28 protein-coding genes and 1 tRNA gene are annotated in these 24,850 nt (G+C 60.3%); 19 read left to right on the forward strand and 10 right to left on the reverse strand.

Features of this window, described 5'->3' with window-relative positions:
- Positions 1 to 5: 5 nt before the first annotated feature.
- Entirely contained in the window at positions 6 to 518 is a 513-nt protein-coding gene (locus IG629_RS15465) for an acyloxyacyl hydrolase (RefSeq protein WP_319025102.1), read from the forward strand.
- Positions 519 to 530: 12 nt separating this feature from the next.
- On the opposite strand, the gene IG629_RS15470 is transcribed toward IG629_RS15465, so the two are convergent.
- Positions 531 to 968, reverse strand: coding sequence for a hypothetical protein (locus IG629_RS15470; RefSeq protein ID WP_193172838.1), 438 nt, complete (start codon positions 966 to 968; stop codon positions 531 to 533).
- 177 nt (positions 969 to 1,145) lie between these two features.
- On the opposite strand from IG629_RS15470, the gene IG629_RS15475 reads away from it, so the two are divergent.
- The 3 genes from IG629_RS15475 to IG629_RS15485 all read left to right on the forward strand — a co-directional run bounded on the left by IG629_RS15475 (position 1,146) and on the right by IG629_RS15485 (position 3,200).
- Positions 1,146 to 1,358 carry a hypothetical protein gene (locus IG629_RS15475; protein ID WP_193172839.1) on the forward strand — a complete coding sequence of 71 codons (213 nt, stop codon included), beginning with the start codon at positions 1,146 to 1,148 and terminating at the stop codon, positions 1,356 to 1,358.
- A gap of 66 nt (positions 1,359 to 1,424) precedes the next feature.
- Positions 1,425 to 2,168: an SDR family NAD(P)-dependent oxidoreductase gene (locus IG629_RS15480; protein WP_193172840.1), complete on the forward strand. Its 744-nt coding sequence runs from the start codon at positions 1,425 to 1,427 to the stop codon at positions 2,166 to 2,168.
- Between the two features lie 303 nt (positions 2,169 to 2,471).
- The gene (locus IG629_RS15485) at positions 2,472 to 3,200 is read left to right on the forward strand and encodes a hypothetical protein (protein WP_193172841.1); all 729 of its coding nucleotides are present in this window, start codon (positions 2,472 to 2,474) and stop codon (positions 3,198 to 3,200) included.
- A gap of 61 nt (positions 3,201 to 3,261) precedes the next feature.
- Here IG629_RS15485 and IG629_RS15490 read toward each other — a convergent pair whose 3' ends face one another.
- From IG629_RS15490 to IG629_RS15500, 3 genes are all read right to left on the reverse strand, one after another.
- A complete protein-coding gene (locus IG629_RS15490) occupies positions 3,262 to 3,591 on the reverse strand; it encodes a hypothetical protein (protein WP_193172842.1) in 330 nt (109 codons plus the stop codon).
- 74 nt (positions 3,592 to 3,665) lie between these two features.
- Positions 3,666 to 5,414, reverse strand: a complete 1,749-nt coding sequence (locus IG629_RS15495; protein WP_193172843.1) for a dihydroxy-acid dehydratase — start codon at positions 5,412 to 5,414, stop codon at positions 3,666 to 3,668.
- A gap of 159 nt (positions 5,415 to 5,573) precedes the next feature.
- A complete protein-coding gene (locus IG629_RS15500) occupies positions 5,574 to 5,993 on the reverse strand; it encodes a CBS domain-containing protein (RefSeq protein WP_193172844.1) in 420 nt (139 codons plus the stop codon).
- 259 nt (positions 5,994 to 6,252) lie between these two features.
- On the opposite strand from IG629_RS15500, the gene IG629_RS15505 reads away from it, so the two are divergent.
- The 8 genes from IG629_RS15505 to IG629_RS15540 all read left to right on the forward strand — a co-directional run bounded on the left by IG629_RS15505 (position 6,253) and on the right by IG629_RS15540 (position 14,798).
- The gene (locus IG629_RS15505; protein WP_193172845.1) at positions 6,253 to 6,819 is read left to right on the forward strand and encodes a YeeE/YedE thiosulfate transporter family protein; all 567 of its coding nucleotides are present in this window, start codon (positions 6,253 to 6,255) and stop codon (positions 6,817 to 6,819) included.
- Position 6,820: 1 nt separating this feature from the next.
- On the forward strand, positions 6,821 to 7,411 hold the full coding sequence (locus IG629_RS15510; RefSeq protein WP_193172846.1) for a YeeE/YedE thiosulfate transporter family protein: 591 nt from the start codon (positions 6,821 to 6,823) through the stop codon (positions 7,409 to 7,411).
- 121 nt (positions 7,412 to 7,532) lie between these two features.
- Entirely contained in the window at positions 7,533 to 8,501 is a 969-nt protein-coding gene (locus IG629_RS15515) for an MBL fold metallo-hydrolase (RefSeq protein ID WP_193172847.1), read from the forward strand.
- A gap of 78 nt (positions 8,502 to 8,579) precedes the next feature.
- Positions 8,580 to 9,692 (forward strand): NAD(P)/FAD-dependent oxidoreductase, encoded by a 1,113-nt coding sequence (locus tag IG629_RS15520; RefSeq protein WP_193172848.1) that lies wholly within the window; start codon positions 8,580 to 8,582, stop codon positions 9,690 to 9,692.
- 251 nt (positions 9,693 to 9,943) lie between these two features.
- The gene (locus IG629_RS15525) at positions 9,944 to 11,878 is read left to right on the forward strand and encodes a sensor histidine kinase (protein ID WP_193172849.1); all 1,935 of its coding nucleotides are present in this window, start codon (positions 9,944 to 9,946) and stop codon (positions 11,876 to 11,878) included.
- Between the two features lie 641 nt (positions 11,879 to 12,519).
- The gene (locus IG629_RS15530; protein ID WP_193172850.1) at positions 12,520 to 13,542 is read left to right on the forward strand and encodes a hypothetical protein; all 1,023 of its coding nucleotides are present in this window, start codon (positions 12,520 to 12,522) and stop codon (positions 13,540 to 13,542) included.
- 111 nt (positions 13,543 to 13,653) lie between these two features.
- Positions 13,654 to 14,112 carry a hypothetical protein gene (locus tag IG629_RS15535; protein ID WP_193172851.1) on the forward strand — a complete coding sequence of 153 codons (459 nt, stop codon included), beginning with the start codon at positions 13,654 to 13,656 and terminating at the stop codon, positions 14,110 to 14,112.
- Positions 14,109 to 14,798, forward strand: coding sequence for an HTTM domain-containing protein (locus IG629_RS15540; RefSeq protein WP_193172852.1), 690 nt, complete (start codon positions 14,109 to 14,111; stop codon positions 14,796 to 14,798). The genes IG629_RS15535 and IG629_RS15540 overlap by 4 nt, the downstream gene beginning before the upstream one ends.
- Before the next feature lie 101 nt (positions 14,799 to 14,899).
- On the opposite strand, the gene IG629_RS15545 is transcribed toward IG629_RS15540, so the two are convergent.
- Positions 14,900 to 14,976 (reverse strand) — tRNA-Pro (locus IG629_RS15545).
- Positions 14,977 to 15,064: 88 nt separating this feature from the next.
- Entirely contained in the window at positions 15,065 to 16,081 is a 1,017-nt protein-coding gene (locus IG629_RS15550; protein ID WP_193172853.1) for a polyprenyl synthetase family protein, read from the reverse strand.
- A 154-nt stretch (positions 16,082 to 16,235) separates the two neighbouring features.
- Here IG629_RS15550 and IG629_RS15555 point away from each other — a divergent pair, with 154 nt between their 5' ends.
- From IG629_RS15555 to IG629_RS15565, 3 genes are read left to right on the forward strand one after another with little or no spacing between them, the layout of a single operon-like run.
- Positions 16,236 to 16,454, forward strand: coding sequence for a putative signal transducing protein (locus IG629_RS15555; protein WP_193172854.1), 219 nt, complete (start codon positions 16,236 to 16,238; stop codon positions 16,452 to 16,454).
- A complete protein-coding gene (locus tag IG629_RS15560; RefSeq protein ID WP_319025103.1) occupies positions 16,432 to 17,205 on the forward strand; it encodes a tRNA1(Val) (adenine(37)-N6)-methyltransferase in 774 nt (257 codons plus the stop codon). The genes IG629_RS15555 and IG629_RS15560 overlap by 23 nt, the downstream gene beginning before the upstream one ends.
- Before the next feature lie 12 nt (positions 17,206 to 17,217).
- Positions 17,218 to 18,075, forward strand: coding sequence for a S49 family peptidase (locus IG629_RS15565; RefSeq protein WP_193172855.1), 858 nt, complete (start codon positions 17,218 to 17,220; stop codon positions 18,073 to 18,075).
- Position 18,076: 1 nt separating this feature from the next.
- Here IG629_RS15565 and IG629_RS15570 read toward each other — a convergent pair whose 3' ends face one another.
- Positions 18,077 to 19,060, reverse strand: a complete 984-nt coding sequence (locus IG629_RS15570) for a zinc-dependent alcohol dehydrogenase family protein (RefSeq protein ID WP_193172856.1) — start codon at positions 19,058 to 19,060, stop codon at positions 18,077 to 18,079.
- Positions 19,061 to 19,357: 297 nt separating this feature from the next.
- Here IG629_RS15570 and IG629_RS15575 point away from each other — a divergent pair, with 297 nt between their 5' ends.
- The gene (locus IG629_RS15575) at positions 19,358 to 19,585 is read left to right on the forward strand and encodes a hypothetical protein (protein ID WP_193172857.1); all 228 of its coding nucleotides are present in this window, start codon (positions 19,358 to 19,360) and stop codon (positions 19,583 to 19,585) included.
- A 43-nt stretch (positions 19,586 to 19,628) separates the two neighbouring features.
- Here the strand turns inward: IG629_RS15575 and IG629_RS15580 are convergent, their stop codons facing one another.
- Entirely contained in the window at positions 19,629 to 20,411 is a 783-nt protein-coding gene (locus IG629_RS15580) for a Fe2+-dependent dioxygenase (RefSeq protein WP_193172858.1), read from the reverse strand.
- A 115-nt stretch (positions 20,412 to 20,526) separates the two neighbouring features.
- Between IG629_RS15580 and IG629_RS15585 the strand changes: the two genes are divergently transcribed.
- Positions 20,527 to 21,213 carry a GntR family transcriptional regulator gene (locus IG629_RS15585; protein ID WP_226886805.1) on the forward strand — a complete coding sequence of 229 codons (687 nt, stop codon included), beginning with the start codon at positions 20,527 to 20,529 and terminating at the stop codon, positions 21,211 to 21,213.
- A gap of 110 nt (positions 21,214 to 21,323) precedes the next feature.
- Complete coding sequence (locus IG629_RS15590) at positions 21,324 to 22,247, forward strand: DMT family transporter (protein WP_226886806.1); 924 nt, start codon at positions 21,324 to 21,326, stop codon at positions 22,245 to 22,247.
- A 9-nt stretch (positions 22,248 to 22,256) separates the two neighbouring features.
- On the opposite strand, the gene IG629_RS15595 is transcribed toward IG629_RS15590, so the two are convergent.
- Positions 22,257 to 23,111: a DMT family transporter gene (locus tag IG629_RS15595; RefSeq protein WP_193172859.1), complete on the reverse strand. Its 855-nt coding sequence runs from the start codon at positions 23,109 to 23,111 to the stop codon at positions 22,257 to 22,259.
- Between the two features lie 111 nt (positions 23,112 to 23,222).
- Here IG629_RS15595 and IG629_RS15600 point away from each other — a divergent pair, with 111 nt between their 5' ends.
- Entirely contained in the window at positions 23,223 to 23,930 is a 708-nt protein-coding gene (locus IG629_RS15600; RefSeq protein ID WP_193172860.1) for a helix-turn-helix transcriptional regulator, read from the forward strand.
- Here the strand turns inward: IG629_RS15600 and IG629_RS15605 are convergent.
- A complete protein-coding gene (locus IG629_RS15605) occupies positions 23,900 to 24,787 on the reverse strand; it encodes an endonuclease/exonuclease/phosphatase family protein (RefSeq protein ID WP_193172861.1) in 888 nt (295 codons plus the stop codon). The two genes, IG629_RS15600 and IG629_RS15605, sit on opposite strands and share 31 nt — an antisense overlap.
- Positions 24,788 to 24,850 lie beyond the last annotated feature (63 nt).

The following is a 24,850-nucleotide window of genomic DNA, read 5'->3' on the forward strand; positions in this document are numbered from 1 at the left end:
TCACTGTGCGTCAATATTTGAGCTTCGCGATTGCGGCGATTGCAGCCTTTATCGCGATGGAAAACGTCGCGCGGGCGGAGGAGCCGGCATTCCTTTCCGTCGGTGCGGGCATCTATGATGTGAACGATAGCGAGACGACCGCGGAAGGGCGTCTCGAGTACCGTTTCTCGGAAGCGAACAAGCTCTGGCATTTCTCACCGTTCGTCGGGTTGATGGCGACTGCCGAGGGCGGGACTTATGGCTATGGCGGGGTCGGGTTCGATATTTTCTTCGATGATCGCTGGGTTCTGACGCCGAATTTCGCAGTCGGTCTTTACGGCAACGGAGACGGCAAGGATCTTGGCCACGCTGTTGAATTTCGATCCGGGGTGGAACTTTCCTACCGGTTCGATGACCGTTCCCGTCTTGGCCTGACCTTCCATCACATCTCGAACGCAGGGCTGGACGAGCAGAACCCGGGAACGGAATCGGTGCTTCTGGTGTACTCGATCCCGTTCGACAAACTGTTCAGCGACTAAGAGAAGCTCTGGTCAGGTTTCCAGACCAGATTCGCGACACCAGGCTTTGAAGTTCTCGATACCCTTTTCATCCTCCGCATAGAGGACCTGGTCGCGGTATTCGAGATCGGAAGCATAGTCGATCTCGCCGAGAGGCTTGTTGGTTGCCGGATCAAGCTCGTTGCGGATCAGGATGTCGGCCCGAAAACTGATTTCCCAGCCGTCCGCGCCGGGCTTGATGAAGGAACCTCGCCGGATTTCGTGAATGACGGTTTGCAGTCCATCGATGCTGGTCTCCTGTTTAACCAGTTCCTCGAATGCGGGGTCGAAGAACAGTGCCTGATAGCCCATCAGCGCGATGGAAAAACCGTAGCCGTCCGCCTGGCGCGCATGGACGATCTGACCGATTGCATCGATGAAGTTTGGATCGGTAAGTCTCGGATAGTCTGCGCTGGTCCAACTAATACCCATTATCGTCCGTCCGAATGCTGTTTGCGGCTATCGTTCGCGTAACCCGGTATACCTTGTTCCGGATATAATGAGAATGGAGCAAGAAGTATGCCGCTGGCTTCTGGCGCTGCGTGAGAAGTTCTGATATTATCCATTAGATAGCATTTGCGACAAAAGCGTTGCGAGTTAGGAGGCAAAATGCGTCCATACACCAGATTATTTGGCCTTTTGGCCATCCTTGTTGGTCTTTCTGGCTGTGCTGCAGCAGTTGTTGGCGGTGCAGCAGGTGCAACATGGATTGGCACGGAAGCGTATGCCGACAAAAATCCGTTCGAATACATGGCCGGTTTTTTTGAGCGCGATTGCGCGAATTTGTCGATCTACGATCAGCCGCCGCGCTGCCGCCGTTAATATTCCCGCCTTTTACCTCTGGGTTTTAGCCGCTATCCTTCCGTCAAAAATCGGAGGACGGCTTTCGTGGCATCGGCAAATAAAACGGCATTCATCAGTGGCTCTGCGCGGAATATTGGGCGGGCCATCGCGCTCCGCCTGGCGCGGGACGGCTTCAATATCATCGTGAACGGGAGCCGCGACCGCGACGCTTGCGAGCGTGTTGCGGCCGAAGTCAGGGATGCCGGCGTTGATGCCATGGTCGTCATGGGCAATGTCGGCAGCAGCGCCGATGTACGCGCGATGGCCAGCGAGGCTCTTGAGAAGTTCGGACGGGTCGACGTTCTTGTGAACAATGCCGCGATCCGGCCCCAGAAAAAGCTGCTGGAAATGTCGGACGACGACTGGGACCAGGTCATTTCCGTTGATTTAAACGGTGCCTTCTATCTCGCCCGCGCCTTTCTGCCCGGGATGGTGGACGCGGGCTGGGGCCGCATCGTGAATATGGCGGGAATGAACGCTATTCACGGCTATGCCGGTCGCGCGCCGGTGTCGGCGGCCAAACACGGGGTCTGGGGCCTGACAAAGGCGTTGGGCAAGGAATTCGCCCCGGCAGGAATTACCACGAACGTGATCTCGCCCGGCCCCATACGGCCCGAAGAGACGGATTCAGAACATGCCGAACATATCCGGTCCCAGCTATCGCGCATCCCGGTTGGGCGGCTGGGAGAGGCAAGCGAGATCGCAGCCATGGTCTCCATGTTGTGCAGCGATGAAGGTGGTTTCGTCTGCAGTCAGATGATTGCGGTCAACGGCGGTACTGAGACCTGATTCGGACGAGAAATCGAACGAGTAAGCCCGCGAGAGTTGTTCCTAAATAAAGGTTGTTCAATTTTATGAATAAACCGTAAACGAATCTGCGTCTGATTTACATCCAAGTCGTGTATAATTGCACTCAGGCGGATGTTCCTTCGCGACGGCAAAGGGTAAAACTGTATTCCGCTGTTCAGGTTGGGGAACTTGCAGTTGAAACTGCGGGTCCATTATTTGGCTGGCGGCAGAACGCCGTGTGCATGTGATCGGCGGCGCTGGGAAATTGGCAATGCCGTTGAATTCAAGGCGGGGTTATCAATTATGGATTACTCATCTTCGGCTCTGGTACCGCGTTGCCGGCGGGTCTTTTCAAGCTACCTCGAAAATTTCGGATACACGCTGGAAAGCGGAACGGACATGGAATTCTGGTGCGATGAAATCCGCCGGCACTCCGAATTCGTAAATCCGCAATTCATGCCGGAAAACCTCGATCAGTCTGCGAGCCGCTACGTCTCTATTCGCAAGGAGACGGGCGAGCTGGCCTGCACGATTGCCTTCCGTTTCTTCGAGACGGATGACTTTATGGACGATTTCGAGGAAGGCCGCTTTTTCTACGACCGGCCTGAGGAGCATAACTGGCGCCACCATCAGTCCGGCTTGCGCGGTAAGGTCCAGTTGAGCGGGAACATCTGCTCACGCGGCGGATTGCACAGCTATGACCGCGGCAATAGCATCAGCTGGTATATTACGACGGTTGCTTATACGTATGCGATTGAGGCTGGTGCCGCTGCGACAGTGGGTAACACGCTGCCGAAGATTACGGCGGCCCAGTTGGCCCCCCGTCTCTACGGCTATCGTCATTCGCAGATGGCGGAGCCGCATGCTTTCCCTTTCGCCGAGGGAGAGGTACCGCTTGCTCTGGTCTGGATCACGGGAGAAGAAATGCGGGAAGAAGTGCGGATGCGCACCCAGTTTCTCGAAACCGCGCCCGGTCACAGCATGCGGACGACTGTCGACAGCTTCAATGGTATCTTGATGGCTGCGGAGTAATATCCAGAAACACCCCGTTTCCGCCTTTCCGTCGCTTCCCGTCAAGCGTCGGAAAGGGGGGCTAGTGGGTAACGCGGCCCAACTGCCGAACGTTATGGCCTGTAGTATTTCGTTCCCGCCCAGCCTCCGGCCGGATCATGTGGTCAGGTGAAAGCCTCGAGCGGATCGAGTTCAGCCGGTTTTCAAGCAGGGTACGGCGTCCCTGTTCTTCCTGTGCCAGATAGCCGGCGGAATCTTCCATGATCACCGTCAGGCGCATGACCATATTCCGCACCAGATCCTGATCATCGCCGGTTTTTTCCGGCCGCTCGTCTATAAGCGCTTCTGTCGCTTTGATCAGGCGTTCTACGGTGCCGAAAAAATTCCAGTTCGGCGGAGTATTTTGATCCATCGCGATGTCACCCGTGCCAGTGATGTGAGTACCATAGCGTGTTCGCAATGGTGTCGCAACAGTCTATGCCCTAGTTATTTTGAGATCTTCACCATTGACTGCAACATGCTGAAATCACAGCCTTGGTCGGCTTGGAGAACTTGCTCGGCATAGAGCCGGTCATATCCGCGCAAGGTTTGGGGATCGCGCTCTGTGGTTACCAGATCCGCACGCCGACGGTTTAGTTCATCTTCGTCCACCAGCAGGTCCAGGCGTTTCTCCTTCACCGACAATGCGATCCTGTCGCCGTTCCTCACCAGGGCGAGCGGACCGCCGATCGCGGCTTCCGGTGTGACATGCAGCACGATGGTTCCGAAGGCGGTCCCGGACATGCGCGCGTCTGAAATCCGCACCATGTCCTTCACGCCTTTCGAAGAGAGTTTCTTCGGGATCGGCAGGTAACCGGCCTCCGGCATGCCGGACGGGCTGCGCGGACCGGCATTTTGCAACACGAGTATATCGTCCGCAGTGACATCGAGATCGGGATCGTCGATCCGGGCCGACAGGTCTTCCAGCGAGTTGAAGACGACGGCGCGGCCTTCCTTCTCCAGCAAGGCCGGGTCGGCGGCGGAGCGCTTCAGGATGGCGCCGCCGGGTGCCAGGCTGCCAAACAGGGCGACCAATCCGCCCTTGGGCTCCAGCGGATCGCTGGCTGGAGACACCACGTCCCGGTTCACCGGGCCGCTCTCAGCCGCGAGCCGTTCGCCCAGAGTCTCACCGGTCACGGTCATGCAGTCGAGATTGAGCAGCGGTTTCAGCTCACGAAGGACTGCGCCAAGGCCGCCCGCGGCGAACAGGTCTTCCATGTAATGACTGCCGACGGGCTTCAGGTTCACCAGCACCGGCGTTGTTTCCGAAAGCTCGTTGAACCAGTCGAGCGGGATATCGATGCCTGCCCGCCCGGCGATGGCGGCGAGATGGATGACGGCGTTGGTCGAGCCGCCAAGGGCGAGCAGGACGCGCAGCGCGTTCTCGACGGATTTGCGGGTGACGATCTCGGTCGGTTTGATTGGCCGCCCGATCATCCGCACGGCCGCGGCGCCGGTTGCTTCGGCCGCACGCAGCCGGTCGGCATGGACAGCGGGAATGGCGGCGGTGCCGGGCAGAGCCATGCCGAGGGCTTCGGCGATGCAGGCCATGGTCGAGGCGGTGCCCATCACGGCGCAGCTGCCGGCGGTGGTCGCCAGACGGCGCTCGATGTCCCTGATCTCCACGTCGTCCACTCTACCGGCACGATATTGCGCCCAGAACCGGCGGCAGTCGGTGCAGGCGCCGAGCCGTTCCTCGTCCCCGGCCGCGGTCGTGTAGCGGGAGGTCATCATTGGCCCGCCGATGAGCTGAATGGTCGGCAGGTCGGCGGAGACCGCGCCCATCAACTGGGCCGGCACGGTCTTGTCGCAGCCGCCCATCAGCACCACCGCATCCATCGGCTGGGCACGGATCATCTCCTCGGTATCCATGCTCATCAGGTTGCGGAATTTCAGGCTGGTCGGGTTGAGGTAGACCTCGCCAAGGGAGATGGTCGGGAAGTCGATGGGCAGGGCGCCGGCCATCAGCACGCCGCGCTTCACCGCTTCCAGCAGCTCCGGGAAATGACGGTGGCAGTTGTTGAAGCCAGAGCCGGTATAGGCGATGCCGACAATCGGTTTTTCCATGGTTTCCGGCAGATAGCCCATGGAGGCGGCGAATGAGCGGCGCAGATAGAGAGAGAAATCGAAATCGCCGTAATTGGTCAGGCCCCGGGCGAAACCATGCGCCTCTGTCGGATTCTTTGTATCTGCCATCTCTCTCGCTCCCTGATTTTGGGCGAGAGTGTGTACGCCATTGCACCACTCCGTCCAGACCGGAGGGATGGTGAAATCCGCAGTGTGAAAAAGGCACGGGGGAGGTGGCTTGGCGGCCGGTCAGGCATCCGGGCTTTTACGTCGCGATGCGCCCGATCTCTACATTTCTTCCCAGAGCTTTTCTTCCAGATCGATCTCGTCTTCTTCCTCGCGGATGAAGTCGCGCCGGGAGAGAACGGCAACGAGCTTGCTGTTCTGAACGACGGGAAGATGGCGGAAGCCGCCTTCCTGCATCATCCGAAGCGCTTCGATTGCGGGCCGGTCCGGTGCGATGGTCTCGAGGCTGGTGCTCATGACCTCGGCAAGAACAGTTGCCTGTGGTCCTTTCCCGACAGCGATCACCCGTTCGATGAGGTCGGTACCGGTAAAGACACCAACCAACTTGTCTGAATCGACCACCAGAACAGAGCGAACATGACGCTCTGCCATGCACATCGCGGCCTGCTCGACCGTGGCGGTCTTTGGCAGGGTCAGGAGGTCCTGGTTGGAAACAACGTCCGGGACCACGCGTCGCATCATGGCGATTCCTCCCATGGTCTGTTTTTCATTATGTTTTCACTCTACGCCGAAAACGCAAGCGAAGCGTGCGCCTTTCTCCCCGAATAAGCGCAATCACCCGATATTCCAGGTGCGACAAAGCGTCCGTTTTCATTGGGTTGTGGCAGAAAAGTTTGTTATATTCAAAATTATGAATATGTATGATGAGTGAGTGTGCGCAATTTCTTTTAAGGTGCGTATGCAATGGTTAGTCGTAACAACAGATAAAGGAAGTCGTGCCATGAAAGCTCCCCTGTCCTGGAAAACGGGCGGACTTTTGCTTGGGGTCGTGTTTTTTGCAGCGGTCCTGCTGGTAAAGCCGATCGGTGTTTCGACCCAGTTTGTGATCCTTGACGGCATCCTTTGGGACACTGTCGACAGTTCTGTTGTGACCGAATCGACCGAAGCCAAAAGCGGTTACACCAGCAGCAATGCCTATCTCGCCAAGAGTGGCGGGAGTTATGCAAAGTCGGTTGAAAATCCGCTGAACTACAGCTTTGTCTTTGTTCTGGCCCTGATGGCCGGAGCTGCCCTCTCGGCCCGACTGCGCGGTGGTGTGGAAAAGGCCGAAAAGTCGATGCCCGCAGTCTGGCGCGTAAATTTCGGCGATGAGCCGTGGAAGCGCTATCTCGCGACCTTCCTCGCCGGTTTCGTCGTGCTCTACGGCGCCCGTCTGGCTGGTGGCTGCACATCGGGCCACATGATGAGCGGAATGATGCAGACCGCCGTCTCCGGTTTCATTTTCGCGGGAGGCGTCTTCGCGGCTGGAATCCCGACGGCCCTCATTCTGTTCCGGAAGGAGAATTAAGATGAGCAGCATTATTCTTGCCATCGTCATCGGCGGCGCTTTCGGCTTCACGCTTGACCGGATCGGCGCGACCAACCCAAACTTCATCATCCGGATGCTGAACCTCACCAACCTGCATCTGATGCGGGCCATCCTCCTGGGCATCGGCGTCGCCGCGGTGCTGGCCTTCGGCGGTCTGCTGACCGGCCTGGTCGATCCCGGCCATCTGTCGGTGAAAACCGCCTATATCGGCGTCTTTGTCGGCGGTTTGCTGCTCGGGCTTGGTTTCGCGGTTGCGGGTTACTGCCCCGGCACCGGTCTCGCGGCAGCGGCCTCCGGCCGGTATGACGCCATCGTCTTCGCCCTTGGCGGCCTACTCGGCGCTTTCGCCTACATGGTGACCTACGCCGATATCGCGTCCATGGGCCTTCTGGCAGAGATCGCCGGCGGCAAGACAACCCTCGGCACCATTGCAGGCACGAACTATCCGGCTTTGTTCGATCTTTCGGGTGAGCTGATCGGCTTGGTCATGGGGGCGGCTTTTATCGCCGTTGCCTGGCTGCTGCCGGAACGGATCCTGGGATCCAAGAAGCACGAGGCTCCGGCGGAATAGACCTGCTTCTTCTCCACCCCCGGCACGGCATCGTGCCGGGGTTTTTTGTCCGGAGGTCCGGGTAATCAATCAAGGGGCCGAACGCCCCAAAGACAATTCGTGACGGGAGGAACCTCACTAGATGATCAGGATCGTGAAAGGCGTCGCTCTGGCAGCATGCGCGCTGTCTTGGGGGGTCGCCGGGGATGCCCGGGCCAGCCAGGACATCCCCGACCAGTACCCCGCATCGGTGCTATATTCGAAGCCGGTCGAGTTCATTCCGGGTGTGTTTTCGGCGATCGGGGCCACCGCGCCGCCGACCTACGAGAATAGCGGCCACAACAACAATCTCAGCTTCATCGTAACCGGCGACGGTGTCGTCGTCGTCAATGGCGGCGCGTCCTGGCAACTGGCAGCGGCGCTGCATGAAGAAATCAAGGCGGTTACCGATCAACCGGTTCGCCTCATCGTCAATGAAAACGGCCAGGGCCATGCCATGCTGGGGAACAGCTACTGGCACGCGCTGGGCGTGAAAATCGTGGCGAGCGAGGAGGCGGCGGAGGAATTCGAGGAGACGGGCTACGACAGCCTGGAGGCGGCCCGCCGCCTGCAGAAGGAGAAGGCAGAGAAGACCACGGTCGTCATGCCCGACGAGACCTTCGCCGAGCGTTACGTCGTCGAGTTCGGCGAATTCCCGATAGAGGTTCTCAATCTGGGACCGGCGCATGCTCCGGGGGACGTTTCCGTCTGGCTGCCCCGGCAAAGTCTGGTGATTGCCGGCGACATGGCCTTTCACGAGCGTATGCTGCCGATTTTCGAGGAAACCGACACGGCGGCCTGGCTGGAAAGCTGGGATGAGGGCTTCGAGCCGCTGAAGGCGACGTATGTCATTCCCGGCCACGGCCACCCGACCAACATGGATCAGGTGCGACGTTACACGAAGGATTACCTGGTTTATCTCCGGGCGCAGATCCGGGAGCATCTCGACAAGGGCGGCACCCTCGCGGATGCTTACTATGTCGACCAGTCTCCCTATAGGCATCTGGACACGTTCGAAGAACTGGCGACCAAGAATGCCGGGCGGGTCTTCGCGCAGATGGAATTCGAATAAGTCATTTTGTCCGGTGTCGCTTCGCAGAGAGCCCGTCTTCGCCTATAGGAGAAGGGCAATCCTGTTCTGGAGTGGCTCATGTCCAAACATCTCATTGTCGGCGGCGGCGTCTATGGCGCGGCCGTCGCCTGGTATCTCGCTAACAGCGGCGAGGCGGTCGAACTGATCGAGGCCGGAAAGCTCGCCACCGGTGCTTCCGGCGGGCCAGGCAGGCGCGGCGTGCGGGCAAACGGGCGCGATGTCAGGGAAATCCCGCTGATGGTCCGGGCCCGGGCACTCTGGCCGACGCTGCACGAGACCCTCGGCACCGAGCCGCTTTTCGAGACGACCGGCCAGTTGCAGCTTATCGAGCGGGAGATCGACATCGCCCCGGCACAGGCCCGGGCGGCCCTGCAGACCCGGCTCGGCATTCCGTCCCGCGTCCTGTCTTCGGATGAAGTCCGGGAGCTTGAGCCGGATGTGTCCCCGGCGATCCGCGGAGGCCTGTTCTGTCCGGATGACGGCGTTGCCTTTCACGAGAAAACCACGTTGGCCTATGCCGCCCTTGCGAAGGAAGCGGGTGCGGTGCTGCGCGAAGGCGTCGAGGCGGAACAGCTGCTGGAGCGGAACGGAAAAGCGCTCGGTATTCTCACCACGGAAGGCGAGGAAATCCTGGTGGACGGCAAGGTTCTGTTGTTCTGCAATGCCGGTGTGAAGGAGCTTGTTTCCCCTTGGATCGACCTACCGGTCTGGAGCCGGACCTTCCTCGTTGCCGTCTCCAAACCGCTGGAAAACAATCCGGTGCGCCACCTCGTCGGCCATGCCAGCCGCACGCTCTCGCTCAAGCGGGAGCCGGATGGAAGTCTGATGATCTCCGGCGGCCGCCCCGGTGTGTGGGACCCTGCCACGCGCACGGGAACGCCGATCCAGAAAGAAGTCGATCTCAATGTCGCCGACGCGGTGGCGACATACCCGTCACTTGAAGGCATGCAGATCGAGACTGCCGATACCAACCATCTCGAGGCCGAAAGCATCGACCATATCCCGATCATCGACAGCCTGCCCGGCAACGCAAACGTGCTCTACGCCGTCGGCTGGACCGGCCACGGCTGGGCCATCGCCCCCGCGGTCGCGGAGATGATGGCGGATTGGGTGCTGAAGGGGCAGAAGCCGAAGCTGCTGGAGCCGTTCGCGTTCGCGCGGTTCGGGTGAGGGTTGGATGGTCGCTCCGATCCCGGCGGATCGCGGTCGAGCGTACTAAAGCGCCGGGGATGCAGGCGCACACCACCGTCGCAGCGTCGCACACTGTGTTTGCGTCATGGCGTTTTCGCCAGCGCGGGCCGACGGATAGTTGGCAAAAAGACTCCTGCGTTTTCGTTCCTGCGTTTACGATCTGGCAATCACTCATTCATTAAGCTCAGTCTGGAAGCTTCTTTGCTTGGGGGAAATCTGAGAGTGGACCGATGACAAGAGCCCGCGCCCTGGTCGACCGCCGACCGCTGCGGACGGTTCCAGCTCGAGAATTCGCCGAAGGGAGCCGTCTTTCGGTCCGCCTCGTCGCGTTGTCAGCGATTCTGGCTTTCTTCGCTATCGCCGTGAACTCCGTTCCGTCCCGCGGCGAGGATGGCGCAATAACACCGTCCATCCTCATCCTGAATTCCTGGTTTCCGGAGCAGCCCTGGCAGGCGGCAGTTGAGAAAGGGATCCGGGACGGGCTTCACGAAGCGGGTCTGAAGGCGCAGGTCTACGTGGAATATCTTGACGCGGGACGCTTCCCGGAGAAGCAGGTCGAGGACGCCCATCGGAAGCTTTTTGACATAAAGTTCTCCGGTGCCTCCCTGGATCTGGTCATTTCGGAAAGCCTCCCCGCCGGACGGTTTCTCGCCCTTAATCCGGACCTGTTCCCGGGGGCCGCGCGCCTCTACCTCCGGGCCGGCTCCGTGGCTCCCGCCGATGCTTCCCGGGTTGATTACAATGCGAACGTGGAACAGGCGTTCGCCGAGATGCTCCGGGTCGCCGATCCGCGCCACATCTTCGTCGTGGCGGACACGACGGGGGCAATCGGCAAGACTCGTGTCGGCGCGGCGGAGGCCGCGGTGGCGCGACTGGAACCGGACGCCGATGTCGAATATCTGGTGGACCTGTCCATGGCCGAGATCCAGGAACGGGTCGCTGATCTGCCTCCTGATAGCGCGATCTTTTTCCTGCCGGTCTTCGTGGACGGTGCGGGAGAACGTTTCATTCCCTATGAGGCTGTGCGCCGCATTGCAGCCAGTGCCAATGCCCCGGTCTTTTCCGCTTGGGACACCTTGTTGGGCAGCGGTATCGTGGGCGGTCGCCTGCTATCCGGCGAAGCGGTCGGGCGGGTCGCGGCGGAGCACATCAGCGCGATCATACATGGCACGGTGCCGGTATTGACCGACCGGACCAACATGCGGTCCATCTATGATAACCGGCAACTGAAGAAATGGAATATCTCCACCGGTCGGTTGCCCCCCAATGCCGAGATCCGCTTCGCTGATCTGTCAGTCTGGGATCAGTACCGCTGGATAATTCTCTCCACGATAGCGCTGATCGTTCTGCTGTCCGGTTTCTCTGTCGCCATGTTCATCCTCAACAGGCGTCTCAAACATGTCACCTCCCTTTTGGAAGAGGAGCGCTCGCAGCTTGAGGAGCGGGTCAGTGAGCGGACCAACCAGCTCAAGGAGTCGAACGAGGAACTTCAGCAGTTCGCCCATGCCATTTCCCACGATCTTAACAACCCGCTCGGCGCGGCGAAGGGCTACATCTCTCTCCTGCTGCACTCTGTCAGGGACGAGCTGGGAAAGGATGACGTTAATCTGCTGACGCGGGCCGGCATTGCGATCGACAAGGCGATCGGTATGGTCGGGGGGCTGCTTGAATATTCGCTGGCAACCGGTGGTGAGAAGATACACAAACCGGTATCGACCGCGTCCGTTCTGACCGATGTCCAGGCGAACCTGGCTCAGCTCGTCAAGGATACCGGCACCCGTATCGACGTTGAAAAACTGCCGCCGGTCGTCGGCAACGAGATCCAGCTTCTGCGGCTTTTCCAGAACCTGATCGAGAATGCGATCAAATACCGCCGTCAGGACGTCGCGCCGCTGATCCGTGTGGCGGGCCGGCGGGACGACGTGGACGGGCACTACGTTTTCACCATTGAGGACAATGGCCTCGGCATGTCCGAGGCGGATCAGAAGAGAATATTCGAACTTTTCACCCGGCTCGAGAGTGGCAACAGCCAGCCCGGGTCGGGGATTGGCCTGGCGCAATGCAAGAAGATTGTCGAAAAGCATGGCGGGTCGATCAAGGTGAGCAGTGTTCCCGGTGAGGGAAGTACTTTCTCCATCTCCTTGCTCGCGGCGGCTGCAAGCTGATCCGATAAAACAGCGGCGCTCGCCAGTGCAGGTGCTCTAGAGCAGGTGTTGATAGGCGGGAAGCTTGTCCGGATCGACTCCCGCCGTAGCTGGCCGGGCTACGGCGCCGCCGCGTCGAGGATTGCTAGCGCGCGCCGCTTGGGCGCCAAGCCGCTCGTCATGGCCTTGGCGTGCCAGTGGCGGGCAGGTGGGCCTGCGGGATCCGTTTTTCTGAAAAGCGGAAAATGGAAATTTGACACCGTCTCTGCCATGTCTTCTGGCACTGCCGCGTAGAGCCGATCCCACATCCGCACCTGCCGCGCCAACACCTAACTGCAGATAACGGTGCCGCCACCAAGCTATATCGGGAGGTGTTGGAAGTGGTTTGGAATTTTTGGAATTACCAATAATGACAATCTATCAATTTTTCGTTGTATTTAATCTGAATGAAACATCAAAAGAAAATACACGTTAATTATTGTCTTTTATTGATAATACTCTGGGAAATAGTGGGGATTATCACTGTCTAGTAATGATCATGCTACAATGCGGCTTCATTTTATCGCGCTGGTTCACTATATATAAGGGGTGAGGCGCGTGCCTCTGATTTCCAATTTTTCCAAAGGGTTTCTGGATTGAAAGGCTCCGACCGGATGAAAGGTGTGACTCAGAGTTTCGCCGACAAGCTCCGGCTGATTTTGCTGGTCACCGGATGCGAGACCCAGAAGGAGTTCTACGCCAAGCTGAAATCCGTTAGCCCGGAGACAGGATACGATCCGGTCAGGGCGTACAAGTGGGTTCAGGGCCGCTCCAGCCCGCGTAACCATTCAGTCTATGAAGATCTCGCCCGCCTGATCGATCTGGGCATCAGCGGCGACGAGCTGCGCACCTGCCCTTTTGAAGATTTCTACCGCCTGCTTCTTGGGCGTTACGGTGACCTGTTGGCGGATATACCCGCGCCGGACGCCGCCTCGGATCGCAACAATATAGCGGCGCCGGTGGAACGTGACGAGGCGCACCCGACCTATCCGCTTCCCGGGTATCTTGTCGGCAGGTATCTGACGCTTTCGCGGGCCTGGTCGCCGCACCGGCCCGGATGCCTGATCACCGGGGTGACGGACATCTCGCGCGGGCCGGACGGTGGCCTTTTCATAAGCTATATCGAGAATCTGCCCTGGGGCAGGCTGAAGCTGAACGGCCCGGCACAGCGGATCGGCCGCAACCTGACCACCCAACTTGTCAGCCGCGATCAGGAAATGGTGCTCACCTTTACCTACGCACTACCGCCGGCGCCGGGCGTCGTGCTGGCCGGAATCCTGAGCGGTGTGACTATGCACGATGCAGAGATGCGCCCGGTGGCGGGGCGCGTCATTGGTCTGCGGCTTCCGGAAGGATCTGAAGCCGGGATAGAGGCCGGGGCCGACGGGTATCTTGGACTGACAGCCGAAGATATTGCCGAACAGCTGGTGCGTTTTGATATGAAACCCGAGCAGGCGGCACCGCTTGCACCGGATATTCTGGAATTTCTGGTCGATACCGGTGATCGCGGCCTGATCGAGGCACCTGTCACCGCGATCAATACGATTATGGGCAAGGCCCTCAGCGAGCCTCCGGCGCCGACGACACCGCCTGTTCCGCCGAAATTCTATGTCGTGGATAAAAAATCCTCGACCCGAAAGCGCTAGGTCGAAAGCGGTAAGTTGGCGGTAGCCTGTTTCGCTCGATCTGGTCGATACTTGCAATACGCATGTGCGTACGACCTGTGTCACTAAGCGCTTCAGGAGCGGGCTGAGGTTTTGGCTATTCTGAAATTACTGAAACTGCTTTTGCCCGCTCTGTTTCCGTCATGGCGTTTCTTTGACGTGATCGGACCGTCCCCGCGCGTTGAGCTTTGCCTGCTCGATAACCCCGAAGACGATTCCGCAATTTGGCGGGAATGCCGCCCGAGGCCGGCGCGGCTCGGGTTTCGGGACAGGCTGACGGGTTTTTTCTGGAACGCGCGATGGAACGAAACGCTCTACCTGACGAATTGCGCCGAGCGGTTCATTCAGGGACAGGAGGAGCATGCCAGCCGTGAGATCCGGCGGCGCCTGCGGGGCGATCTATTGCGTGATGTGGGCGAGGGCGATGGCGAGGCCATGCCTGCGTTTTTCCGCTTCAGGATGGTATTTGTCAGCCGTGACGATGACCGTCTGAGACGGGACATCGCCTTCGTCTCACCGCCATATCAAACTGTCGATCCGCTCGACCGATGAGCCTGGAACTCGCCATCCGCCTGACGGAAATCCTGCTGTCGATCGCTCTCATCCAGCAGAGCCTGGAGCACGTCTTCGGGCTGCGAGACGAGCGGGTGCATTATTTCGTGCGCCTGGTGCTGAGCGTGTTGCTGCTTATCGGCATCCAGCCGCAATGGGTCTGCGTTGCCCTGTTTATCAACGCGCTGTTCATTCTGAGACGCTTTCAGGGGCCGTATAACGGCGGCAGCGATCTGTTGAGCGTGCTGTTGATCACATGCCTCTGCGCCGTACACCTGATGCCGAACGCGCAATGGCAGGAATATGTCTTCGGATACCTGGCGCTTCAGGTGGTGTTTTCCTACTTCAAGTCCGGCTGGGCCAAGGTCATCTACCGGGACTGGCGAAGCGGGCAGGCGCTGCGGGATGTCTTTGAATTTTCCGTCTATCCGGTCAGCGAAGCGACCAGAGAATGGGCCACACAGCCGCGCTTGCTCTGGGTAATGTCGTGGGCCGTCATCCTGCTGGAATTGCTGTTTCCACTGGCAATGCTGTCACCGGAGGCACTTGCGGCCGGACTGGTGCTCGCCATGGCGTTCCACGTCGCCAATTTCATCATGTTTGGATTCAACAGGTTCGTCTGGGTATGGGCGGCTGCCTATCCGTCCCTGATATGGCTCCAGGGGCGATTGGATTTGCTGGGCTGAAGACGGACTTCATGCGGGGCGATTATGGACGAGCGCATTAAACGCTAGCCCTGGCCACGTCAGTCAGATCAGAAAATTGGGGAGAGGCAGTGAGGTTTAAATGGTCGGGGAGAGAGGATTCGAACCTCCGGCCCCTGCCTCCCGAAGGCAGTACTCTACCAGGCTGAGCTACTCCCCGACCGAGGAGAGGCCGCTATATAGCGTGGCCTCCCGAGTGCATCAAGCGCTGTTTTACACTTGTGCGCATGTTTTCTCAGCGGCCCGTTTCAGTAGGCCCGCTCGACACAGAAATCGACCACGTCGACAAGGGCGTCCTTGGCGGGGCCATCTTCGAACAGGCCAAGGGCATCGCGGGCGATGGATGCATAGTGGCGCGCCCGGTCGAGGCTGTCGGTCAGCGTGTTGTGCTTTGCCATCAGCTCCTGGGCCCTGGCCAGATCGCCGTCCTGCTGATCCAGCTCTTCCAGAGTGCGGCGCCAGAAAGCGCGCTCCTCGTCGTCTCCGCGTCGGAAGGCGAGAATCACCGGCAGGGTGATCTTGCCTTCGAGGAAATCGTCCCCGACCGTTTTGCCGAGCTTTTCCTGCTGGGCCGAGTAATCCAGCACATCGTCGACCAGCTGGAAGGCGATGCCGAGGTTCATGCCGTAGCTTTCCAGCGCCTGCTGTTCCGCTTTCGGGCGTTCGGCAACCACGGCGCCGATCTCGGCGGCTGCGGCGAACAGTTTCGCTGTCTTGCCCCGGATGACTTCGAGATAGGCGCTTTCGTCCGTCTCGGTGTCGTTCGTAGTGATCAGCTGCTGCACCTCGCCCTCGGCGATCACGGCGGACGCCTCGGACAGAATCCGCAGCACCTCGATCGAGCCGTCGGCGGTCATCAGCTGGAAGGAACGGCTGAACAGGAAGTCGCCGACCAGCACGCTGGCCTGATTGCCCCAGACCGCGTTCGCCGATTCCTGACCGCGCCGCAGATCGCTTTCGTCGACCACGTCGTCATGCAGGAGGGTGGCTGTGTGGATGAACTCCACGCAGGCCGCTAGACGGATATGCCGGTCGCCCTTGTAATCGCAGAGAGCCGCCGCACCGAGTGTGAGCATCGGCCGTAGCCGTTTGCCACCGGCGGCGATCAGATGTCCTGCGAGCTGCGGGATCAATGCCACCGGGCTCTGCATATGTTCGATGATGGTCTGGTTGACCCGTTCCAGGTCAGCCTTGACCAGGTCCGTCAGACCATTGATTGAGGCTTTGCGCTTCCCGCTATCCTCAAAATCCACAACCACGCCCAAGGCAAACTCCGTGTCGCTTGACGCCTCACATTCGCGCAGCGAGCATAGGTCCGGTTTTCAGGCGGTCAAGTCTTGCGCCCGCTTCCCGGTGACGCACACGGGAATATGTGGCGGGTCGATGCCCGCTGGACACATTTTGCTCCAGGGAACGTCCATGAAGGAATTGCTGCGCACGACTGACATTGTCCGGCTCTCTTTTCTGAGTGCACTGCTGCGTGATGCGGGAGTGGAGCCGCTGGTGCTGGACAGTCACATGAGTGTGCTCGAGGGTAGCGCGAACGCGATTCCGCGCCGCCTGGCCGTGCGGGACGAGGATTTCGCCCGGGCAAAACGGGTGTTGGAGGATTTCGGTGAGCAGCTCGGCGAGGATTGATGTGCCAGTGGCCGTGACCGAGGACAGCCTGCTCGGCGGACGCGTGCAGTTTTTTCAGCCGGTCGATGGATACCGTGCTGCGGTCGATCCCGTTTTGCTGGCGGCATCCGCCCCGGCGCAGGACGGTGACCGTGTGCTTGATCTCGGGTGCGGTGCCGGAGCGATTTCCCTGTGCCTGCTGGCACGGGTGCCCGATCTTACCGTGACAGGTATCGAGCAGGCGCCGGAAATGCGCGATCTAGCCGAACGCAATGCCGCCCTCAACGGGGTGGCGGACAGTTTCTCACCGCTTCTTGGACGGGTCGAGGCGCGGCCGCCTCACTTCGACGAAGGCGTGTTCGATCTTGTCGTGACCAATCCACCCTATCTTGAGGCGGAGCGCGCGGATCTGCCGGAAAGCACGCTGAAGGCGGCGGCCCATGTCGAGGGCGAGGTGCCGCTGGCCGAGTGGGTCGAGGCCGCCTACCTGGCCCTTCGTCACAAGGGCAGGCTCGCCATGATACACCGGGCCGACCGGCTGGCCGATATGCTGGGGCCGATGCAGAAGCGCTTCGGCGGGATTGAAGTGCACCCGCTCTACCCAAAGTCCGGCCGGGACGCGAAACGCGTGATCGTCATGGCCCGTAAAGGGGTGCGGACGCCGCTTTCCCTTTCATCCGGGATCGTGCTGCACAATATGGATGGCAGCTATACACCGCCGGTTGCTGCTGCCCTGGACGGGGCGGAGCTGACGCTTGGCGAGCGGCATTAGAGGAGAACATCCATGTCCCGCCCAATCTGGTCGCGGCTGAACCCGTTTGGCCCGAAAGACCCGCAAGTTGCCGTGGTAAACCTGCATGGCCCCATTGGCGGGAGTTCCTCCTTCCGGCAGGGGCTGTCAATCGACCGGATGGAAGAGCCGCTGCGGGCAGCGTTCGAGTCACGCCGGACGACGGCGGTGGCACTTTCAATCAACTCGCCCGGCGGCTCTCCGGTGCAGTCCGATCTGATCAAGACCCGGATCGAGGCACTGGCCCGCGAGTTCGACAAGCCGGTCACCGCCTTCACCGAAGATCTCTGCGCGTCCGGCGGATACTGGATTGCACAGGGTGCGGACGAGATCATCGCGCATCCGTCCTCGATCGTCGGCTCCATCGGTGTGATTACAGCCGGCTTCGGGATGCAGGACGCCATCTCGAAGCTCGGCATCGAACGCCGGGTCCACGCCAAAGGCACGTCAAAGGGCATGCTGGATCCGTTCCAGAAGGAGAAACCGGCTGATCTTGAGCATCTCGATGCCCTGCAGCAGGATCTCTACGATTCTTTCAAGGACATGGTTCGTCTTCGCCGTGGCAAGAAATTGAAGGGCGATGAGGAAAAACTGTTCAGCGGGGCTGTCTGGACCGGCACGCGGGCGCTTGAGAAAGGTCTGGTCGACGGTCTGGGGGAGCTGCGCGGCGTTATGCGGGAACGCTATGGCGAGGACGTCCGTTTCCGCCGCTTCGGGCCCAAGCGCTCGCTCTGGCAGCGGCTGCGGCGCGGGACCGATTTCAGCGGTCCCGCCGGCGAAGCTCCATCACTCGCCCATTCCCTGATCGCCGCCATCGAGGAGCGGCTGCTCTGGAACAGGTTCGGGCTCTAGGTCACCCGTTCGGGCGCAGCAGAACCTTGCCGCTCCGGCTCTCGCGCTTGGCGTGGGCCATCGCCTTCTGGATATCGTCGAGGCCGTAACGCGCTTCGACTGCGACCTTCAGGGTACCGTCGATGAAGTAACCGCTGAGCTCGGCATACATGTCCCGGATCTGTTTCGGCTGCATGCCACGCATCAGCTTCGCCAGCCAGAAGCCCGTGAGGGTGATGTCCCGGAACACGACCTGATGTGCGTCCAGCGTGCAGGGCTTGCCGCTGAGAAGCCCGTAATTGACGATGACGCCGCCTTCGGCAAGGCATGCCGCCATGTCATTCACGGCGGAGCCGGCAATGGCATCCAGCCCGAGCTTGATTTCCGCTCCGTTGGTCGCCGCGGAAACCCGTTCGGCGAGGTCGGGGCCTTCGAGAACCACGACATTGGCGCCCATATCGTGCAGCGGCTTGATCAGCTCGTGCCGACGGACCACGCTCACCGTGTTGAGTCCGCGCTTCCGGGCAAGCTTGATGACGTCGGTGCCGACGCCGGAATTGCCGGCATTCTGCATCACCCAGTCTCCCGGCTTCAGCGTGACGTAGCTTTTCAGCATCAGCATCGCGGTGGCAGCATTGACCTTCATCATGGCCGCCTGTTCCGGGTCGATCTCGGCAGGGAGCTTTACCAGGGCCGCCGCCGGCACGGTAAGGCTCTGGCTCCAGTTGGCGCGGTGCAGGCTCATCACCAGGTCACCCACGGCGAGATCTCTTACGCCGGTGCCAACGGCGGTCACGCGGCCAGCCCCTTCAATGCCAAGCGGGGACGGCGTCTCGGGAATGCTCGCGTAATTGCCTTCGATGCCGAGGATGTCCGCCGGATTGATCGAGCAGGCAATCAACTCGATGCTGGCTTCACCCTTGCCTGGAGGTGGCGCATCCGCGACCTCGCGGCAGATCACGACTTCCTCGGCCGGACCAACGCGTGACAATTCGGCGGCTTTCATACGCTTTCTCCTCGGGTGCTTTCGGCTCGGGACGCCGGCATTGTAAAGACTTGTAGTGGAGAGATGATCGCATGAGTCGGCAAATCAATAAAAGGCAGGGTCATTCCCGTAATGTGGAAGGCGTTTTGTCTATGTTGTCTGTGTAGGCGGCCGCTAGCCGGGGCGCACATAGCGTGCTGGAAAACGGCCTTTGCCAGACGACGGGAAGGCCCCGGTTGTGCTCACAGAATGGTCAACTATGTGATCCACTGCGATTCCGGGTCTTGAACTCCCGGAACGATCCGCTAAAACGGATATATGTTCAGTATTCAGAAAATCCTCGTGCTCGTCGCTGTCATCACGGCGATCTGGTACGGCTTCAAGCTCGTGAGCCGGCTCGATGCCGCGCGTAAGCAGAAGCTGAAGGAGGCCGCGCGGAGCAATGGCGGCAACACGCCACGCACGACTCAAAAAGACGACGTGGTCGATCTGGTCCAGAACGAGGACGGAACTTACGGCGCTTCGAAGAAAAACCGGAAGGTCTGACACCTTCCGGCCGGCCTGCATCGTCAGCCCGGATGATTTCCCCTCAGCGTTGGCGTTTCTGCAGGTTGCCCCGGACTTTTTCCAGCTTGAGCGTCAGAAAATTCGCGAGCTGAGGTATCTGCTCGGCATTCTGCGATACGGCATTCAGACATTGCAGCAGGTCGGCATTCATCTGGCGCATGAACGGGTCGGCGATCTCGCTCTGGATCCAGGTAATGGCAACGTCGCGCTTGCCCGCGGTCACCGGGTTCACCCGGTGGATGGAATTGGTGGCATAGAGCACCGCGCCGCCCGCCGGCATCTTGAAGCTCGGTGCGAATGTCATGTCGCTGTCGATCACAAGCTCGCCGCCCTCATAGCTTTCCGGATCTGACAGAAAAATCGTTATGGAGAGATCGGAACGCAGCTCCTCCGGCGTTCCCTTGCTCATCACGTTGTTGTCCATGTGATCGCCATAGCCGCCGCCGGTTTCCGTGCTGGAAACCAGGAAGGTGCCGATCTTCGAGGGAGCGGCGAGGAATGTGAAGAGGAGGGATTCTCGTCTCTGATAGTCGCGCAGGACCGTCGTGATCGCATCCGAAATCTGCACGCGAAGTGCGCTGTCCGACGCAAGCTCCTGATTGTTCTTCTTGGAGGCTTCGCGGCCCGCAGTCTGTGCGCCGTCAACCCAGCTGTCCGGTTCGGCTTTTAGCCGGTTCCGGATTTCGGTGACCAGTTCGGGCGGCAGCAGGTTGGGGATCGGATAGACGTAAGGCATCGCGTTGGGTTCCCTCCAGACAAGATGACGCGCACCGTAGCCGAGGCGGGCGTGCCGGGCCAGCGACAAGTCTGTTTCCGGGCTGCCCGTGTTGTGGCCAATGGGGTGGGCGCAGGGCGAGCGTTCCAGTATCGTTGTCCCATAACGGAGGCGCCTTCAGACCGGCGTGGGGGAGGAAACGGCTATGACGCGTAAGCGGATGGCGAAGGATGGCGATGCGGCGCCTGCGGGTGAGCCGCGGGGAGAAACTGCCTATCTGAAGCTGAAGGACGCAATCCGGTCCGGCGAGCTGAAGCCGGGCCAAAGGGTCCGGGAAAGCGAGATGGCGGCGCGCCTTGATGTAAGTCGTACGCCGGTGCGCGAGGCTTTCCGACGCCTGGAAGCGGACGGTTTGCTCAGCTTCGCGCCTTATCGGGGGATGGTGATCTCGGAACTCGATCATCAGGCGGTGATGGAACTCTATTTCATGCGAGAGGTGCTGGAAGGCACCGCTGCCGGTCTTGCCGCTCACCGTGCCTCGGAAGCGGAAGTGTCGATCCTTCAGGAAATTGTCTCGATCGATCCCGCCGGTGAAGGCCCTCCCGCGGCAGTGGCCGGACATAACCGCCGCTTCCACACCAGCCTCTATCATGCCGCTCACAACAGATACCTGCTCAAGACACTGAATGTCCTGCAGGACGCGATGGCGTTGCTGGGGCCAACCACGATGCGTGTGCAGGGCAGATCCGATGCGGCGAAAGCCGAACATGCGGCAATCGTTCAGGCAATTGCGGATAAAGACCCGGAAAGTGCCGAGCGTCTGATGCGGGAACATATCCGGGGAGCCCAGAAGGCCCGTCTGCATTTGTTGTCGGCCGAGGAAGAGGCATAACGTTTGGATGAGTCTCGTGCCGGTATCCACCGATAGCGGTGCCGCGAAGTGGCCTTTGTCATTTCCCTTTGCAGGAGTAATGGTAATTATAGGTCCGTGATTATTTCCAAATGGCCAATATGCCTTTGATCGTCTTCAGGGATCTGAGATCCCGCTTTAACGCCATTCCGCCCAATGTTCAGGGCATGATCTGGATCGCCCTCTCGGGGCTGGTCTTCTCCTGTTTCATGGCAATCGTGCGCTATGTCGGCGCCACGCTGGATCCGATCCAGACCGGGTTCCTGCGTTATGCCTTCGCGCTGCTCTTCATGGCGCCGTTCTTTCTGAAGCTGCGGCCATCGGATCTGCGGGGAGCCAAGCTGCCGATGCATGCGCTGCGCGGCATCCTGCATGGCTCCGGCGTTTTGCTCTGGTTCTATGCCATGTCGCGCATGCCGCTGGCGGAAGTGACGGCCATGGGCTTCACGGCGCCGGTCTATACCACGCTGCTGGCCGCCCTGTTCCTCGGCGAGGTCATCCGCTTGCGCCGCATCGTTGCCATCGTGATCGGGTTGTTCGGCGCTCTTGTCATCATCCGGCCGGGTTTCGAGGTGGTCGATCCTGGCGCAATCGCCATGCTGCTCGCGGCCCCAATCTTTGCCTGCGCCGATATCGTCGCCAAGAAACTGACGGTGACGGAAACGGGCGCCGCAGTGGTTGCCTACCTGTCGGTTTTCGTGACCATTTTCACCTTCATTCCTGCCCTTTATGTCTGGCGCGCACCGACTGTCGAAGAACTCGCTCTGGTTTTTGTCACGGCAGGTTTGGCGACGTTTGGGCATTTGTTGATGACGCAAGGCTTCAAGGTTGCGGAGATGTCGGCGATCCAGCCCATCAAGTTCGTGCAACTGGTCTGGTCCGCCCTGATCGGCTTCGCGATTTTCGGCGAGGTGCCGGAGATTTTCACCTGGATCGGGGCCGCGATCATTGTCGGCAGCATTTCCTACATCGCGCACCGCGAAGCGGTCGCACGGCGCAAGCGCGCCGGGACCTGATGCTTAGGGCTATCTCCGGGGCCATTGGGACCAGAGGATGGCCGACAGGATCACGCCGCCACCGATAAAGGTCGCCGTCGGGGGCACTTCAGCCAGAAACAGAAATGCCAGCAGCGGCGCCACGGGTGTCTCCAGAGCGCTGAGCAGTGCGGTCTCGGCGGACGGCAGCAGCCGTGCGCCGGCCATCAACGTGATCGAGGCGACCGCGAAGACGAGACCGAAACCGGCCATGGCAGGCATGTATTCGGGCGCGGCATCGAGTGGGGTGGCTGCGAGCAGCGCGGCGGGAAGCAGCACGATGGAAGAGAGAGCCGAGGGTATCCCCGCAGGCGTCTCGGGCCATCGACGATAGAGCACCATTGAGCCCGCGAGGGTAATCGTCATCCAGAGTGCCAGCAGATCACCTGTCAGACTTGTGCCGCCGATGGATCCACCAAAGATGATCAGAACCCCTGCAAGTGTGGCGCAGCTGGCAAGGAGTGTTCTCGTCGTCGGCCGCTCCCGCAGACAAATCCAGGCAAGGATCGCGGCCAGAAACGGCACGGTGGCGTAGATCAGGGCGACATTGGCGATGCTGGTGAGTTTGAAGGAAGAAATGAAGGCGGCCGATCCGCTCGCTCCGAGCAGGCTGACGAACAGGGCGGGCCAGCCGAAGCTGGCAAGCTCCCGTCGCAAGCCGCTGGTCGTCAGAAGATAGCCGAGAGTGAAGCCGGCCGCTGCCAGACCGCGCCAGAAGACAATGGTCCAGGCGTCCTCCGGCACTCCTTTCGTGAACAGCCCGGCTGTGCTGAAGAACAGGACGGAGATGCCGACAAGGCCGACGCCCCTGAGGCGTGGCGACGGCGCGGGCAGACTGATGAGCATGGCGGCATTTCCTCGAGGGGATAATGGGGCGGCCAAACTCGTATCAATTTCCTACTGACAACATGATGTCAGGAATGATTTGTTAGTTTTCAGTAAGAAAGGCATCAGTAAATGCGCCCTACTGACAGATTGTTCGAGGTTATCCAGATTCTGCGCGGCGCCCGTACTCCGGTGATCGCTGCGCGTCTCGCCGAACAGCTTGAGGTCTCGGTGCGGACAATCTATCGGGACATCGCCGCGCTTCAGGCCATGCGGATACCGATCGCGGGCGAGCCCGGCATTGGGTATGTCCTGCAGCGCGGCTACGATCTGCCGCCGATCAATTTCGATACAGAAGAGGCGGAAGCCATCTCTGTCGGATTGTCCATGCTGGCACGGACGGGCGATGCGGGGTTGAAGCGTGCAGCTGAACGCGCGGCCCGCAAACTCAATGCCGCCACACCGCTCAGCGAGGCTTTGCTGACATCAAGTTGGGGTGCGCCGGATCTGAACCTGCTCCCGGAGATTCGGACAGCGATCCGGGAAGAGCGCGCCTTGCAGGTGGTTTATGAGGACGATACAGGCAGCCTGACCCGGCGTAAGATCCTGCCGATCGCACTGATCTATTACGCCGAGGTTGCCGTGCTGGCGGCCTGGTGCCGGTTACGGAGGGACTTCCGGCATTTTCGGCCGGACCGGATGCATGAATGCACGCCCCTGGATGAGCGGTTCGACGGCGAAGGCGGGCACCTCAGGCAGGCATGGGAGGCGAGCCGTTCTACAGACCCCGACGCGTCCCGCCTTGCCCGTCAGAGGTCGAATTCGACAAAGACCGGGTAATGGTCGGAGGCTGTTTCGTCGGTCGCGACCCAGCTTTTGGTCACCTTCGGCGCGAGATCGTCGGTCGTCAGCACATGGTCAATCTTGAAGTCGCCGTCCCGCTTATAGAGGGTCGAGACACCTTCTTCACCGTTTCCGGCGGCGACCCAGCTATCGACCAGCTGATCGTAATGCCGTGTCCGCCCACGCTTCGGGTGGGGCTCGCCGCAGAGATGGGCGTATTCCTCCGAAGTCGGGCGGCAATTGAGATCGCCCGCAAGGATGGCGGAGCGCGGCGCCGGGGCGAATTCCAGACCCTCCGTCCAGTCGAAAGCCGATTCCGGTGGCAGCGGATGCGGGCCGTCGATCGGGCCGCCTTCATAGGGGGCGCGGAAGATGTATTCTCTCAAGGCCTCGACCTGCGGCATGCGGTGTGACGGTGCCTGATGCGCCAGATGGGTGCTGTAGACCCGGATCGGGCCCGATGGCACCTCGACGATGGCTTCGACGGCACAGCGCTGCAGGTCGAACACGCCCGGCGACGGTTTCTTGCGCAGATGCAAGGTGCGGGAGGCCGTGATCGGCCAGCGGCTCGCGATCATGTTGCCGAAGGTCCGGCGCCGGTTCATGACTTTGCCGCTCTCGTCCCGGAAGCTGCCATCCACGTTGAAGCTGGAGCCGAAGACATAGAACAGGTTCAGCCGTTCCGCGATGCTGGCCGCTTGGTCTTCGTAATCATCCCGAGGCCAGTTCTGCACGACTTCCTGCATGCAGATGATGTCGGCGTTGGCAACCGCGTCGGCGATCCGGGCTGTATCGAATTCTCCATCCTGTCCGAGCCCGAACTGGATGTTGTAGGTCGCGAATGTGAGGGACATGACGGTTCCGGGAAGCAGTCTGAAGGAGGGACCGGAACCTTAGCGGGGGAGCATGACATCAGC

It is taken from the genome of Nisaea nitritireducens, from assembly GCF_014904795.1.
Lineage (GTDB): Bacteria > Pseudomonadota > Alphaproteobacteria > Thalassobaculales > Thalassobaculaceae > Nisaea > Nisaea nitritireducens.